Source organism: Methanogenium sp. S4BF (assembly GCF_029633965.1).
Taxonomy (GTDB): Archaea; Halobacteriota; Methanomicrobia; order Methanomicrobiales; family Methanomicrobiaceae; genus Methanogenium.
The window spans coordinates 1,256,942-1,272,999 of sequence record NZ_CP091277.1; the positions used below are offsets into that span (position 1 = coordinate 1,256,942).

At 49.0% G+C, this 16,058-nt stretch carries 11 protein-coding genes and 1 CRISPR repeat array; of the genes, 9 read left to right on the forward strand and 2 right to left on the reverse strand.

Going from position 1 to position 16,058, the window contains the following annotated elements:
• The first annotated feature begins 286 nt into the window (after positions 1–286).
• Positions 287–3,769, forward strand: a complete 3,483-nt coding sequence (locus L1S32_RS06090) for a PAS domain S-box protein (RefSeq protein WP_278154141.1) — start codon at positions 287–289, stop codon at positions 3,767–3,769.
• Between the two features lie 26 nt (positions 3,770–3,795).
• Here the strand turns inward: L1S32_RS06090 and L1S32_RS06095 are convergent, their stop codons facing one another.
• Positions 3,796–4,107: a nucleoside triphosphate pyrophosphohydrolase gene (locus L1S32_RS06095; protein WP_278154142.1), complete on the reverse strand. Its 312-nt coding sequence runs from the start codon at positions 4,105–4,107 to the stop codon at positions 3,796–3,798.
• Entirely contained in the window at positions 4,104–5,330 is a 1,227-nt protein-coding gene (locus tag L1S32_RS06100; RefSeq protein WP_278154143.1) for an HNH endonuclease domain-containing protein, read from the reverse strand. Before L1S32_RS06100 ends, L1S32_RS06095 begins: the two co-directional genes overlap by 4 nt.
• Positions 5,331–5,593: 263 nt before the next feature.
• Here L1S32_RS06100 and L1S32_RS06105 point away from each other — a divergent pair, with 263 nt between their 5' ends.
• The 8 genes from L1S32_RS06105 (at position 5,594) to cas6e (ending at position 16,055) form a co-directional block, all read left to right on the forward strand.
• Positions 5,594–6,001, forward strand: coding sequence for a hypothetical protein (locus L1S32_RS06105; RefSeq protein WP_278154144.1), 408 nt, complete (start codon positions 5,594–5,596; stop codon positions 5,999–6,001).
• Positions 6,002–6,642: 641 nt separating this feature from the next.
• Positions 6,643–7,830: a CRISPR direct-repeat array (repeat unit 29 nt; unit sequence GAGTTCCCCACAGGCGTGGGGATGAACCT).
• Positions 7,831–7,888: 58 nt separating this feature from the next.
• Complete coding sequence (locus tag L1S32_RS06110; RefSeq protein ID WP_278154145.1) at positions 7,889–8,491, forward strand: 3'-5' exonuclease; 603 nt, start codon at positions 7,889–7,891, stop codon at positions 8,489–8,491.
• Positions 8,492–8,537: 46 nt separating this feature from the next.
• The gene (gene cas3, locus L1S32_RS06115) at positions 8,538–11,273 is read left to right on the forward strand and encodes a CRISPR-associated helicase Cas3' (protein ID WP_278154146.1); all 2,736 of its coding nucleotides are present in this window, start codon (positions 8,538–8,540) and stop codon (positions 11,271–11,273) included.
• Between the two features lie 116 nt (positions 11,274–11,389).
• The gene (gene casA, locus L1S32_RS06120) at positions 11,390–12,979 is read left to right on the forward strand and encodes a type I-E CRISPR-associated protein Cse1/CasA (protein ID WP_278154147.1); all 1,590 of its coding nucleotides are present in this window, start codon (positions 11,390–11,392) and stop codon (positions 12,977–12,979) included.
• A 14-nt stretch (positions 12,980–12,993) separates the two neighbouring features.
• Entirely contained in the window at positions 12,994–13,506 is a 513-nt protein-coding gene (gene casB, locus L1S32_RS06125) for a type I-E CRISPR-associated protein Cse2/CasB (protein WP_278154148.1), read from the forward strand.
• A 24-nt stretch (positions 13,507–13,530) separates the two neighbouring features.
• On the forward strand, positions 13,531–14,631 hold the full coding sequence (gene cas7e / locus L1S32_RS06130) for a type I-E CRISPR-associated protein Cas7/Cse4/CasC (protein WP_278154149.1): 1,101 nt from the start codon (positions 13,531–13,533) through the stop codon (positions 14,629–14,631).
• Positions 14,624–15,373 (forward strand): type I-E CRISPR-associated protein Cas5/CasD, encoded by a 750-nt coding sequence (gene cas5e, locus L1S32_RS06135; protein ID WP_278154150.1) that lies wholly within the window; start codon positions 14,624–14,626, stop codon positions 15,371–15,373. The genes cas7e and cas5e overlap by 8 nt, the downstream gene beginning before the upstream one ends.
• On the forward strand, positions 15,363–16,055 hold the full coding sequence (cas6e, locus tag L1S32_RS06140) for a type I-E CRISPR-associated protein Cas6/Cse3/CasE (RefSeq protein WP_278154151.1): 693 nt from the start codon (positions 15,363–15,365) through the stop codon (positions 16,053–16,055). Before cas5e ends, cas6e begins: the two co-directional genes overlap by 11 nt.
• The last annotated feature ends 3 nt before the right edge of the window (positions 16,056–16,058 follow it).

Here is a 16,058-nt window from a genome sequence, read left to right on the forward strand (position 1 = left end):
ATGGTTGCCAAAAGGTCCGAAGTAAAATGGCACTGCGGCAGATTCCTGCCCTTTCCGCCCGCAGAGAGCAAAGGCACAAACCCCGTATGCCGTCCCCGGGAGAGATGACAGCCTCCCTCCTTCTGAAACGGTCAGAAGGCCCTACACCTGCAGCAGATGCATCCACCCCGCCCCCCGGAACCTGCAACAGGACCTCAGGAAACCATTTTTATCCCCGCATTATTGGCATTGAGCACTGAGGGAGACAGGTAAGTATATAATCTCCCTGATGTTTCTGTTAATTACGATGGATTCCCCGCTCTCTGTCCTGATTATCAGCGAAAAATCACCGGCAGCAACAATTACGGAGAAAATCAGGGAACTGAACACTGACTGTACGATAGATACTGCAGAATCCGGAAAAACCGCCCTCATTTTCCTTGAAAACAATATCTATGACCTTATTATCATTCAATACCCCACCAGGGATTTATCCGGTGCAAAACTGCTTGAAGCACTACGGGAAGAAAAGATTGACATCCCTGTGATCGTCATCGTGGGGAAAGCAGACGAGGGCAGTCTCCCTGCTGCATTATACCGGGGGCCTGAATGCACGGTTCTGCCTGCCTCGGAACAGGCGTATACGAATGAACGGATACAGCATAAAATCGCTGCTGTTCTGGATAAGAAGAGACGGGAAGAGGCCTTCGAGACCCATAGGATCCAGTCTTCAGGGATCATCACCCATATCCCGGACCCCACGTTTGCCATCGACCGTGAAGGCAGAGTGATTGCCTGGAATAAGGCAATCGAGGATTTGACCGGCGTGCCTGCCGCAGATATCCTCGGCAAAGGGGATTATGAATATTCCATACCCTTTTATGGCCACCGCGTGCCCACTCTCATCAATTTTCTGGAAATTTCTGAGGAAGAACTCGGTTCGCTCGGATATCACGTGCTGCAGCGAACAAAAAATGCGATCTCCATCGAATCCACCCTTATCGAGATTAAAGGAAAAAAATACTATGTCAGGGCGAACGCATCCCTGATCTATGACCGTTCGGGAAATATTACCGGCGCCATCGAGTCAATAACAGATATCACCGCCCTGAAAGATGTGGAGAATGCCCTCAGGGAAAGCAAAGACAAATTCAGGGGGATTACCGAGAGGATTTCGGATCTGATTCTGTCGACGGATACTGATGGGATGATCACCTATGCATCTCCTTCAGCCGAAACGATTCTTGGATATGAACCGGAGTTCATGTACGGGAAAGGGCCGGAAGAGTTTCTGCTCCCGAATGATCTGGAGGTGGTTCATACCGCCATCGGTAAACTGAAACAGGGAGCGGAGGTAAAAGGACTCGAAATCAGCTTCCGAAAAAAAGACGGCAGGTATGCCATCCTTGAGATGTCAGGGTCTCCGGTTATGGAGAGCGGCGTAGTGAGCGGGATGCAGGTCATCGGGAGGGATGTCACCGGGAAAAAACTGGCAGAGGAACGCATCTTCCGGCTGCTTCGTGAGCAGAAGGAGCTGCTGGGCATCATTAACAAGAGTCCGGCAGTCGTGTTTCTCTGGAAGGCCGAGGAGAACTGGCCGGTGGAGCGGGTTACCGAAAATGTGTCCCTGTTCGGCTATACCGTTGATGACTTTGTTTCCGGACGGGTTATTTTCAGCTCCATTATCCACCCGGACGACCTGGAGCAGGTCGGTGCCGAAGTGAAATACTACAGTGCTCATCAGACAGATAATTTTGTCCAGAAATACCGGATCTATGGAAAGGACCGGAAAATACACTGGATCGAAGACTTTACGCATATACGCCGCAGTAAAACCGGGAGCATCACCCATTACCAGGGCATTATTATCGATATCACCGAGCGGAAATTGGCTGAAGAGGCCCTGCAGCTGAGCCGGTCACGCTACCGGCAGCTGTTTGAGTCATCGCCGATCTCTCTGTGGGAAGAGGATTTTTCAGCAGGGAAGAAGGGTCTTGACCGGCTCAAAGAGGCCGGAGTCACCGATTTCAGGGCCTATTTTGAAGAGCATCCCGAAGAGGTCGTCCGGTTTGCCGGGATGGCAGAAATACTGGATGTGAACAATGCCACACTGCATCTGCTGAAGGCGGAAAATAAAGACGAGCTTACGGCCGGTCTTGGGAATATCTTTACCGATGAATCCCTAAAGACCTTCCGGGAAGAGCTCATCACCCTCGCAGAGGGAGGGCTCCGGTATACGGGTGAGGGCGGCCACAAGACACTTTCGGGTGACGAAATTTCCGTGATTCTGCAGATGGTCGTCGCTCCCGGATATGAACAGAGTCTGGGAAGGGTTCTCATATCCCTGCTGGATATCACCGACCGGAAGAGAGCGGAAGAGGCGCTTGCCAGGGAGAAGGCCAACATTGAATATATTCTGGACAGTCTGCCGGGGATGTTTTACATGTTCTACCTGTTTGACTCTACCGGCCGGTTTATCCGCTGGAATAAGAATCTGGAAACCCTGACCGGCTATTCCGGGGAAGAGATCTCACGGATGAAGCCCCTGGAGTTCATCGATGAAAAATATCAGGATACCGTAACTGAAGGGATCAGGAAGGCATTTTCAGAAGGGTATGCTGACATCGAAGCAGGTATTGTCACGAAAGACGGCAGAAAGATTCCGTTTTTATTTTCCGCCAGCAGTAAAATCATCGGGGATTCTTCCTACATTCTGGGAATGGGTCTTGATATCAGCAGGACGAAGGAGGCAGAACAGGAGATCCTGAAACTGGCATTAATCGTCCAGCACTCTAAGGAATTCATCGCTTTGGCCGATATCGACGGTGTGATTACGTTTATCAACAGGGCAGGGGCCGAAATGATTGGCATTCGTGCAGCTGATATTGGCGGATACCCGGTCAAAAGCATTGTTTCCGGGGAGGAGAGAGACCGGCTGCAATCTGAGATTTTCCCCGCACTCCGGGAAACGGGGTCATGGGAAGGAGACCTCCGGTACCGGAATGCCAAAACAGGGAGTCTGGTCGATGTCCATGCGATGACATTCACCATCAAAGACCCCGATACCGGTGCACCGCTGTACCTTGCCAACGTGTCACTGGATATCACGGACCGGAAGAAGGCAGAGACTGCCTTAAAGGAAGTGAATAAAAAGCTCAATCTCCTCGGGAGTATCACCCGCCACGACATCCTGAACCAGCTGACGGTGGCGCAGGGGTATATGGAGATGCTGGAGATGGATGCATTTTTCCCGCCCGGGAGTCAGGAAGAGGAATATGCCAGAATTGTGTCGGGTGCCATCGAGACGATTGAACGGCAGATCCTCTTTACCCGGGATTACCAGGACCTGGGGGAGCAGGCTCCCGAATGGTATCATGTGGGCAGGATTATCGAGCAGAATTACCGTAACCTCGGATTCCGTGAGGTTTCGCTGGTAAATGACGTCGGTGATCTGGAGATATTTGCCGATCCGCTCTTTACCAAGGTCATCTACAACCTGTTTGATAATGCCGTGAAGCACGGCGAGACCATAACAACGATCACGTTCTCGTCTGCCCGGTCAGATGATCAGGTGGACCTCATCTGCGAGGATGACGGCGTGGGCATCCCGGATGACGTAAAAGAAAAGATATTCCGGCGGGAATTTTATAAGCATTCGGGCCTGGGCCTGTTCCTCTCCCGCGAGATCCTCTCGATCACCGGCCTCTCCATTGAGGAGACGGGAGAGGCGGGGAAGGGGGCCCGGTTTGTGATTCATATTCCGAAGGGACTGTTCCGGTTTGGGGAGTGAAGGGGGGAGAGTAATTGTACCGGAATCTATTCTTCGGCAGACACAAGAATCAGATTTTCTTTGAATCCGCCCCGTGTCTCACTCTTCTTTTTCCGTATCATTTCAAGTTCATCTCTTCCAGTCTGCCGCAATTCTGCCACACGGTAAATCACCTCAAGAAGATCTGCAAGTTCTTCAGCTGATTTTGTTTCGGTGTACTCATTCAGCTCTTCAAAGAGTTTTGACTCCATATATCCCAGAAACTCATCATCAGATACCTGCTCCACAACACATCGCTTCCCCTCTGCCCGGATAATATCAGGGATTCCATCCCGGACTGCCTTGTCATACATCTTCATGCGTCTGCCCACTCCCACGCTTCATAGCCCCGGACTTCAATGAGATAATCTGCTTTTTGCACAAGGTTTGCAAACGCATCTTCCTTCCAGTTTCCCTGTTCTGCCGGTTTTTTCCCCAAGAGTGAGATGGCAACCTCCCTTTCAAACTGTACCGGATAGACCTGACTGAGCTGGCCCCAGTAATCGGTGATGATGCCTTCTCTTCTTTCAAGGAGACTGCAGGATGGGATCATATCACTTTTTTTTCCATTTACTTTGTCCAGTGCAGGAAGCAGATTCCAGAGATCATTGTTCTTCCACCGGGCAAAGGGGAGCATATGATCCACATGCATCAGAGTCGCATCCCGGATCATCTTTCCGGACCATACGCATTCCAGAGGGCCTTCCCTGAAGGCATCCCGGTAGACCTTCTGTGCCATTGCAACTGCCCGTTCCGTTTCAGGAACGGTGGTGAGCAGAGTAAGAATGTGTTCTTTTGGAATGGACTGTTTACTTTTGGTATGGGAAAAATCCGCCCAGTTTTCGAGAATTGATTGTTCGCCGCTGATAAAACTCCCAAAGTATTCAAATGCCAGACACATATCTGCCGGGATATCAAAGACGCCAAAATTCTCCAGAACAAATTCGGGGTCAGGATACGCATCATTACGGATCCTGACACCATTTTTATCATATCCATATATCGAGTAATACTCATCAGACCGCGAACGCCCAATAAATTTCATGGGCTGGGTCACGATTGTCTCCCGAATGCTCTTGAACAGTCGCAGGACATCGGACGAAATCTCCTCAGAAATATCTCCATTCCGGTATTCATTCCAAAAGGCATTGAAGCCTCCACGGTCCCGATAGTAATCGGTCACTTTCTTAAATGCGGGACGGAATGCAATCTGCCTCCCTCCGCTGTTATCAGACGATTCATTGCTTCTCTGGGGAATAAATTCGGGAGATTCAATGATCGGGTAATAGTAGAGCACCCACCGTTCGACAAGAAGGCCAAGGGGATAACGAACTCTTCCGTCAGCTTCCTCCCGTAAATGTGAATATCTCTGGCAGACATCAATCGTCCCCCGGAGAAGAGCGAATTTATATGATGCGTCTTTTGCATCGCGTTCCAGAATTGAGTTGATTGTGCGCAGCGATGAGATGTCCATGGGGGTTCGTCCTGATGAGATATTGAATGGTGGCAGCGATGAAGATATGGATTTGAGAACAGTGTTCATGCTGCCATGACCATACCATATAAACAAGTACATCCAAGGTCTCACTATCCCATGGTGATACCATGAATGATCACCTCAACCCCGCCCTTCCTATTTCAAGGCCTGAAAATCACACCCTCAGTGATTTCCGGTCGTGGGCCTATTCCAGTATTCTCACAAATACCAACCGGAGTATCTTCGCAGAATATCTGGTCTGAGCTGCTCTCGGCGTTCTGGACACACCAAGGATTAAGTGGGACCGCTATGATTTCCAATATCAGTCAATGGGAATCGAGGTGAAGTCCTCTGCCTACATCCAGAGCTGGCATCAGGAACGACCCTCAAAGATTCAGTTCGATATTGCAAAGAAACGCCGTTTGGACTACGCAACAAATGCCTTTGACCCGGACTATCCCTGCAGGTGTGCGGACTGCTATGTATTCTGCCTTTTCACCGGCCGGAATGTCCGCCATGAAGATGTCCTCGATACATCGCTCAGGAAATTCTATGTGCTCCCTGCCGCCATCATTGAGGAGCGTTTTGGAGAACAGAAATCAGTGGCGCTTTCAAGGAATGAAGAGATTTATGAGGCGGTTTTTCATGAGGATTTGAAGGATAACATTGATGCAGTACTGAATGCGAGTGCTACCAAGAGATATGATGAATTGTCACCCGATAACAGGAATGCATAATGTGTGAAATATGACGATGTCCGGAAAAAATCATCACCACATACATATGGATGTTGCAGGATTAAGGCTTTAGTAAAGATAGAACAGCACATAGTATCCCATTTTTCTGACATATGAGCTGGCTGCATCCACAACAAATCACTCACATATAGACCTGGTCCGTTTGAAAATCACTCCCCAGCGTTAAGGACCATGACTGTAAGTATTCCTTAATTATTCCTTATACTGTTACAATTGTCTACTGGTTTTCGATGACTGGGATACCATACTACGCTGCTGCGGCCACACTGAGGAGGTTGATGAATCGATCTTCTCAAAAAGAGAAAATATGGTTTATCATACTTCATCCCGTTGTGGTTGTAAACACTCATTTAGGAGCGAATGGATACGAATATCAATCATTTATACGAAAGACAATTGCTAGAATTTGATTCACATACTTTCATTAGTGTGGATAATTCTCATATATCTGCTGATGATACAATTATCCAGTCAGGGAAGATAAGAGTCTGTTTTGGAGAGGTAATTAAATATGCCAAATAAATATTACAAAATAATAAATATTCGATATTTCCGTAATACAATCCGATACCTATATCTCCAATTATTTTGAAACTCGTTCATTGTATATAAATTGAAGAGAGTTCCCCACAGGCGTGGGGATGAACCTAGTATATTACTATACATTAACTAATTAGACATGAGTTCCCCACAGGCGTGGGGATGAACCTTCATACATCATACATCGATGGGAATTTTACCCGAGTTCCCCACAGGCGTGGGGATGAACCTGGTCAACATACAGATCAAAAATTTGATCTAAAGAGTTCCCCACAGGCGTGGGGATGAACCTGTTATCAGGCTTCATTCCTTTGGCGAAATCCAGAGTTCCCCACAGGCGTGGGGATGAACCTATATCTTTGATGGTGGAGACTGCCCGCTGAGGGAGTTCCCCACAGGCGTGGGGATGAACCTATACTTCTGATATACTCCATTCTACCAAAATCGAGTTCCCCACAGGCGTGGGGATGAACCTTCCTTTTTGATTGATCTCTTTTCTGTGGTCTTGAGTTCCCCACAGGCGTGGGGATGAACCTCATTGGTGCAAGCAGTGTTGCCGGGAATCAGAGAGTTCCCCACAGGCGTGGGGATGAACCGGAGTGTTGTTCAGATTCACAGCGAACAACCCGGAGTTCCCCACAGGCGTGGGGATGAACCTGACATTGCAACGTATCTTGCAACAAAGGGGCTGAGTTCCCCACAGGCGTGGGGATGAACCTTTGTGCTGCAATATACTGTCTGTGTGGTGTGTGAGTTCCCCACAGGCGTGGGGATGAACCGGTATTTATCCAACATATCTTTTTATTATCATTGAGTTCCCCACAGGCGTGGGGATGAACCTCCCCCATACAGCAGAGGAAACATAGATAAATTGAGTTCCCCACAGGCGTGGGGATGAACCTATTGCACCCGTAGAACAGTGGTAGTTCGCCGTGAGTTCCCCACAGGCGTGGGGATGAACCTGCGTATCACGCGCGAAAAAGAGAAGAAAGGAAGAGTTCCCCACAGGCGTGGGGATGAACCTAAAGGCCATGGTCGCTGATGGGTCACGGACATGAGTTCCCCACAGGCGTGGGGATGAACCTGCATCATCATCGCAGTAATCATCAACCAAACTGAGTTCCCCACAGGCGTGGGGATGAACCTTTGGCCTTCCAGTAAGTGTCATTCGACACCACGAGTTCCCCACAGGCGTGGGGATGAACCGCCACTTTTGATCGGAAACGGATATGAAAACAAGAGTTCCCCACAGACGTGGGGATGAACAAGAGTCCACCAGTTAAAATGGTGGACAATGTTTTTAGTAATATATGCCAAGGCATACCTATGCAGGAAGGAGAAAAACCCGAACATCTCTGCACTTACCTGGCCTTTGATACAGAGACCACAGGGCTTGCCGGAAATGAGAATACACGACTCATTGAGATTGCCTGGGTAAAGGGCACCTTCTCTTCCCGTAACGCAGAAACATGGCAGTATCTCATCAAGCCGAAAGGGATGCTTGTTCCCGAAAAAATTACCGATTTAACTGGAATAACGGATGAAATGCTCTGCACCTCCGGAATTCCGGTACGGGATGCACTTGCCGCATTTTCTGACGCCGTCAGGTCCTCTGACTGTGTCATTGCGCACAATATGTCCTTTGATAAAACCATCATCGCTGACGAATGCAGCCTTCTTGGAATTCAGGACCCTCTCAGCAGTGCAACTCTTCTCTGCACCATGAAAGCCGGCGTCGCGTATGGAAAGAAAAACACAAACCGGCCATCGAAAAAAACCATCTCCCTGATCAATCTCCATAAAGCTATCTTCGGCATCGCTCCCCCGACATCGCATCGTGCACTGCCGGATGCCATATCCTGCGCCCGGTGTGCCTGGATTCTTGCGAAATCAGATACCTTTCAGGAAAACGCTGCCTTTTGCAGATAAACACACAATCCCCAAAATTTATGCACTATCTCTCTAACAAACACATATGAATCCTCCCTCAGCCCCCCTGAAAACATACTATCCATTCTGGGGAAAAACATCCAGAGATGAACAATCCGTTGACCCATATCATCTGCTGGTGTACCATTGCCTGGATGCAGCGGCAGTTGCCGGTGTCATCCTCGACAAAAATCCGTACCTGAGAGAGAGATTTACATCCCTGTTCCCGTCCGGGAATGAACAGATCCAAAACTACATACAATTCAGTGTCGCCCTTCACGACCTCGGAAAATTTTCCGGACGATTTCAGTCCCTTTCACGGGATACCTTTTCTCTCCTGAATCCCGGTAAAACCGGGAAACCCTACCTTCCCGGCATCCGTCACGATGCAATGGGAACAGCACTTATCACCGAAACACTCTGGGAAACAGTCCGGGAGGAAGAATGGTTCCCGTTTGATTACAATGAAGCAGACGAATTTGACTGGCTGGATGTCTGGGAGGCATGGTTTCAGCCCATCTCCGGCCATCACGGGTCACCAACAAAGCCCCTGTCCGGACAAAAAATTACCATATCTTCCCTCTTCTCACCGGAAGAAACAGAAGCAGCTCTTGATTTCTCCTATGACTGTTACCGGCTCTTTCTGGATGATTCTGTGAATCCTCTCACATATTCAGATGAACTGCTCTCTTCGGTCAAAAGAGGCTCATGGCTCCTTGCAGGGCTGACCATTCTCAGCGACTGGATAGCATCCGGCGATATGTTTGCGCACCATGCTGCCGAAATGCCTATTGAAGAATACTGGAAGGCATATGCGTTGCCGCAGGCAGAGAAAGCAGTGCGTGCCGCTGGCATTCTCCCGCAGACACCAACATCGCCACTTGGCGTACAAAACCTATTTGGATACGACACCCCCAGCCCGGTTCAGCATCTTACCGAAACCATGCCTCTCCCCGAAGGGCCCCTCCTTATGATTATTGAGGACCAGACAGGCAGCGGTAAAACAGAAGCAGCAATCACTGCGACACACCGCCTCCTTGCCCGAGGTGATGCTGACGGATTCTTCTTCGCCCTCCCCACAACAGCCACGGCAAACAGTATGTATGAAAGGATGGAGTCAGCATATCGCCGCTTGTATACAGAGGATGCACATCCATGGCTGATCCTCTCCCATGGGTCAAGAAAACTGTCACCAGGATTCCGTAGGATAGTTCACATCGGCCCCGAAGGAGAAAAAACCAGAAATCAAAATGATATTGGAAATAACGAATATCCACCAGCTGAATGCTCGGCCTGGATAGCAGACAACAGGAAAAAATCACTTCTCGCAACCGTAGGGGTGGGAACAGTGGATCAGGCACTTATGGCAGCACTCCCGTTCCGGCATCAGTCCCTGCGCCTTTTAGGCCTTGCAACTCATGTCCTCATTGTCGATGAAGTCCATTCGTATGACTCCTATATGAATAAAATTCTGGAATCCCTGCTTCGATTTCAGGCAGCACTTGGCGGAAGTGTCATTCTTCTGTCAGCAACCCTTCCGACACAAATGAGAAATGATCTTGCCAGGGCATATTGTGAAGGACTTGGACGAAAACAGACACTCCCCCTCCAATCAATGAAATACCCTCTCATTACGCTTTGCTCAGAAAATGGAGCACAGGAAGTATCCCCGGAACGTGAAACAGAAAGAAATCTCAATTATCAGATTACCCCTCTCTCAGAGATACAGGATGTGCATTCAATCATTCTCGAAAAAGCACGATCCGGCAAATGTGTCTGCTGGGTCCGCAACACCGTCACAGACGCTGTGGAATCATACCAGCACATCCGTGAATATGTTGACAGTGACCATGTAATCCTCTTCCATGCACGCTTTATCGCAGCAGACCGTGAACGAATAGAAAATGAGGTGCTTTCCCGCTTTGGAAAACCGTTCAATGAAGAGAAAAGAAAAGGAATGGTTGTCATAGCAACCCAGGTCATCGAACAGTCCCTTGATCTGGATTTTGATTGCCTTATCAGTGATCTGGCCCCGATTGATGCGGTCATACAGAGGGCGGGACGCATGCACAGACATGCAGAATTTCACCTTAATGACGGTATCCCGGAACTCTTTGTGCTGACGCCTGATCCCGAACAGGTGACAGATGACTGGTACAAGAGGATGTTTTCCATCGGAGCATATGTGTATCCCCACCATGGCCAGCTCTGGCTGACGGCAAAGACACTCTGTGAAAAAACGAATATTTCCCTCCCTTCTGATGCACGTATGCTCATAGAATCGGTCTATAGTCCTGAAGCACAGGAATCAATCCCTGAAAGCCTCCGCAACGGAGAGGTTGAAGCACTGGGAAAGGACTTTGGGGATATTTCCATCGCACTGAATAACGCCCTCCCGGTATTTTCAGGTTATTCATGGAAGATGAACTGGATGGATGAAATAGTAACACCAACACGGCTGGGGGAACCTGTGCGTTCATACATCCTTGTTCTTTGGGACGGCTCTTCTGTTACCCCACTTGCAGGGAATAATTCTGGTGACTGGGAAAAAAGTACAATCTCCGTATCGGTCAGAAACATTGCAACCGTTCCTGAATGTGATGGAGAACTGGCAGCTTCAATTGAACATTTCCGCGCATCACTCCCGCAACAGGCAAAATGGTATGAAATACTCCCGTTTATCCAAGATAATGCTGTTTTGAAAGCCAAAGTTTACGATCATCGCCAAAATTGCATTGAGGTATGGTATTCGCATGAAACCGGCATTACATTCTGTAAATGATTTTTTGTGCCCATTATACCAAATTAAGAAATATATTTTAATTTTTTTGAGTTTTAAATGAAAGATAAGGTATATCGTAGATTAAACGGGAGTTTCCATTGTAGAAAGGTGAATGAATGTACCAATTACTGGATAGTCCATGGATTCCGGTGCTGCGTGCGGATGGGACAGTTGAATCGATTCCACCGTTTGCCGTAACAGACAACCATGAAGACAACCCTGTTATATCCATTCAGGCAGTGCGTCCTGATTTCACAGGGTCACTTGTACAGCTTCTTATCGGGTTGGCACAGACTGCGCTTGCTCCCGATAATGACAGAGAATGGAGAGATCTCTATCAGAACCCACCCTCCCCTGAAGAACTCAGAAACGCATTCCGGGAATACGAGTCAGCGTTCGCTCTCGGTCCTGATGTGGGTCGTCCCCTCTTCCTGCAGGAGCAGAACCTTGACGGATCAGTTCTTCCGATATCACGCCTGTTCCTGGAAATGCCCGGTGAAAATGCAGAGAAGAACAACACAGACTTCTTTCTGAAAAGGGGGGAATTTGATAAATTATGCCCTGCATGCGCAGCAGCGGCTCTGTATACCTATCAGACACATGCCTCATTTGGAGGTGCCGGTCATCGTGTCGGACTCAGAGGAGGAGGCCCACTTTCGACAATTGTCCGGGGGGATACGCTCTGGCAGACAATCTGGCTGAACGTCCTTCCAGCATCTGAGATGGGCCGTTTTGGCGATCTCTCGAAAAAGGACCCGGACGCAATATTTTCCTGGCTGGAGCCATGGGATGAAAGCCGGGCAAAGCAGATTGTAAGCCCGTCCATGATGCATCCCTGCCATATGTTCTGGGGAATGCCAAGGAGAATCCGGCTGGAATTTGGTGAAGGAGGGACCTGTGATCTCTGCGGTTCAGAGTCTGATACATCAGTGACGGGGTTTGTGACAAAAGCCAAAGGGATGAACTACGGGTTCTGGCACCACACCCTGACTCCGATTAACACAGATTTAAAAAAGCAGGAGAGTTCGTGCCAGCATGTGCAGCCGGGCGGCATCCCATACCGCTACTGGACGATTGTTATGCAGCCCTCTTCCACGAAAGATTACCAAAAAGAACCTGCACCTGTTGTCACCCATTTCCTTGACAAAAAACTGAGATTTGTATCAAAGAAAAATGGCGATAAATCCTTCCGTGTCTGGTCATCAGGATATGACATGGATAAGGCAAAAGCCAGATGCTACTATGAAGGCACAATGCCGGTCTTTGGAGTTGAGGACACCATTCGGCCAGAATTTGAACAGGCGGCCCAGACATTTGTCGAAAGTGCATCCTATGCTTCAAAGGTAACAATATCTCAGATAAAGGCAGCCCTGTATTCAAATGCAGGAGATGCAAAGGGAGATTTTTCGGTCATCTCATCACGATTCTGGCAGGACACAGAACCCGACTTTTACGATGCTCTTGCGTCAGTGGAAAAAATTCTTCCCGAAAAAGGGTTTGACGGGTTATCAGAAGATGGAGGGCCAAATCATGCATGGTTCACTGTGCTGAGTACGGAAGTGTTCTCCCTTTTTGATGAATATGCCCTCTCTCTCCAGATTGGTGAATCAAACCCGGGGCGGATTGCCCGTGCACGCCGGGATCTGGCCAGAATGCTCTACAGTAAAAAGGGCATTCGTGCATCACTGGGGTTAATCGAGGCATAGATGAGGAACTATCCATGAGTGAAAAAAAGAATTATCTGAAATTTTCCAAGGGTTCTGAGGAAGAACAGATTCTCCGGAAATGGTGGTCTGATCTGGATCGATCCCGGGGAGATCGTGCGATGCTGAGGCGATGCAGGGCTCCGGCAGAAGTCGTGATGGTGCCTGCGTATCATCGCCTTCGTCTGTCCCTTAAAGACAACTGGCATGTCAATGACCAGCAGCTGGCAGTTGTGGCAGGTGTCGTATCTCATCTGGATTCCGATGAGAACTCAGGGACGTGTGCAGAACAGATGGCCAGATCGAAAGAGAAGGGCGGGCCCTCAAAAGTAAGCGGTCTCCGGTTCCGCCGTCTGTTGAAAGTCAACACCCCGGATGAGGAGTATATGGCACTGGTGCGAATGGTCCATCTCATGGGAAGGACTGCAAATCTTAGGGATCTTGCCGGGAGTGCTTATCAGTGGAATGAGTATACGAAGAAAAACTGGGCGATTTCATACTATGAAAAAGCACCCGGTACCGAATCATAATCTGATGTAAGAGGTGAACAAAAAATGAAGAGATTTACACAAATTCATATGTTAGTATCGTATCCGCCGTCGAATCTGAATCGCGATGACCTGGGAAGGCCAAAGACCGCCCGTATGGGAGGAAAAGAACGGCTGCGCATCTCATCACAAAGTCTGAAACGGGCCTGGAGAACATCTGATATCTTTTATGAGTCGCTTGCAGGGAATATCGGCATCCGGACGAAAGAGATGGGCGAGCTTGCAATGCAGTCATTCACCAGCGGCGTCCCGTTTTCTGCATTGATTGAAGGGAAAGAAGCAGCATCGCAATTCACTCCGGTTAGTGAGAAAAAAGCACAGGAATGGAGTGAAAATATTGCAAAAGTCTTTGGCAAACCGCAATCCGGCGATAAATCATTGAAGATTGAACAGCTTGCCCATATCAGCCCGGAGGAGATTCGGGCCATTGAAGAACTGATTCAGTCATGTGCAGCAAATGGCACCGGGCCGACAGAGGATGAACTGGAACTTCTGCGATCGGAAAATTCTGCAGTTGATATTGCGATGTTTGGGCGTATGCTCGCTTCAAAACCAAAATATAACTGTGAGGCAGCAGTGCAGGTCGCTCATGCAATTACCGTCCATGACTGTGTGGTGGAGGATGACTACTTCACAGCGGTTGATGATTTGAACCGCGGCGACGAGTCTTCCGGTGCAGGACATGTTGGCCAGGCAGAGTTTGGTGCAGGGGTTTTCTATCAGTACATCTGTATCAACAATGAGCTCCTGAAAGAAAATCTCGGGGGCGATGCTGCCCTTGCATCCCGTGCATTAAAGGCCCTTGTCGAGGCGGCGGCAAAAGTTCCTCCATCAGGAAAACAGAATAGTTTTGCATCCCGGGCATATGCATCATACATCCTGGCAGAGACCGGGAACCAGCAGCCCCGCTCTCTCTCTGCAGCATTTCTCAACCCGGTGAACAGAGGTGATTTCCTGGTATCTTCTATCCAGAGCCTGAAAGACAGCAGAGAGAAAATGGATGCAGTGTATGGTTCCTGCTGTGATGGATTCGTTGAAATGAACGCCTGTACCGGCGAAGGATCGCTGGATGACGTACTTTCATTCGTAGCTGATCACAATGACTGATTATCTGGTATTTCATTTATACGGACCAATGGCGTCATGGGGTGATACAGCCGTAGGCGAATTTCGCCCATCCTTAGATCACCCGTCCCGTTCAGCGGTACTGGGTCTCATCGCTGCATCACTGGGGGTGAGAAGAGAGGATGAGGGTACTCTGAAGCGTATTGCTGCATCGTATGCACTGGCAGTTGCAGTTGAATCGTCAGGAACATTACTCCGCGATTACCACACAACAGCAGTGCCTCCCTCAGGAAAAGGCAAAAACCGGCGTCATTTTGCGACACGCAAGGATGAATTGTCAGGCCCAAAAGACGGTCTTTCAACGATTCTCTCGTCACGGGATTACCGGTGTGATTCAAAGTATCTGGTCTGTGTCTGGCCACGTGGCCAGGAGTGCCCCTATTCGCTCTCTGAGATACAGTCCGCTCTTGCATCACCCTGCTTTGTTCCCTATCTCGGAAGAAAATCATGTGTCCTGTCACGCCCAATGGCACCGGTCCTCATTGATGCCCATGATGCCGGGGAAGCGATGAATACGGTTCTTTCAGGAGAGGAAGATTATATTCCGGGGCTGAGACGGAACAAAAATATCCGGGTGTTCTGGAGTGCCGGGGATGATACCGGGATTCAGCCAAAGCAATCGGTTCACCGGCGGGATGAACCGTTTTCCCGTAAGCCCTGGCAGTTTATGGAACGAATCGAAGAGATGGGTTATCTGAAAAATGAGGGTGAAGATGTACTTTAGCAAAATTTCCCTTCGTCCACGGGCAAGTGAAGACCCAATATTCTGGTCAGGGTTGGGGTCGACATATCAGGCACACCACAGAGTATGGGATCTCTTCTCTGACGGCCCGGACAGAAACCGGGATTTTCTGTACCGGCATGAATACGGAACCGGGCTTCCAACGTTTATCTGTGTTTCAGCAAGACCGCCAAATGACCGATATGGTATGTGGAATGTTGCCACAAAGGAGTATTCCCCGGTGATCCGCGAAGGGCAGCACCTGAGGTTTAGTCTCCGGGCAAATCCCGTCATTACCCGCTGGGTTGAGGGGAAGGACGGAGTAAAAATTCACAAACGCCATGACGTTGTGATGGACAGAAAAATGAGGATGAATGATGAGGGCATTCCCCGGCATGAATGGCCGGAATCCCAGCAGATTGTGCAGGATGAGGGTGTTAAGTGGCTTTTTGCCCGTTCAAATGAACATGGCTTTGTAGTCTCCCCTGATGAGGTTGTTGCAGAAGGGTATATCCAGCAGAAATTTATGAAAAAGAAGGGGAAACACCTGATTAGCATCTCCACTATGGATTTTGACGGAATTCTTGAGGTGACCGATCCGGAAAAGATGCACCAGACCCTTATGGAAGGAATCGGGCCATCGAAAGGATTTGGATGCGGCCTGCTTCTGGTGAAACCAGTGTGAGGA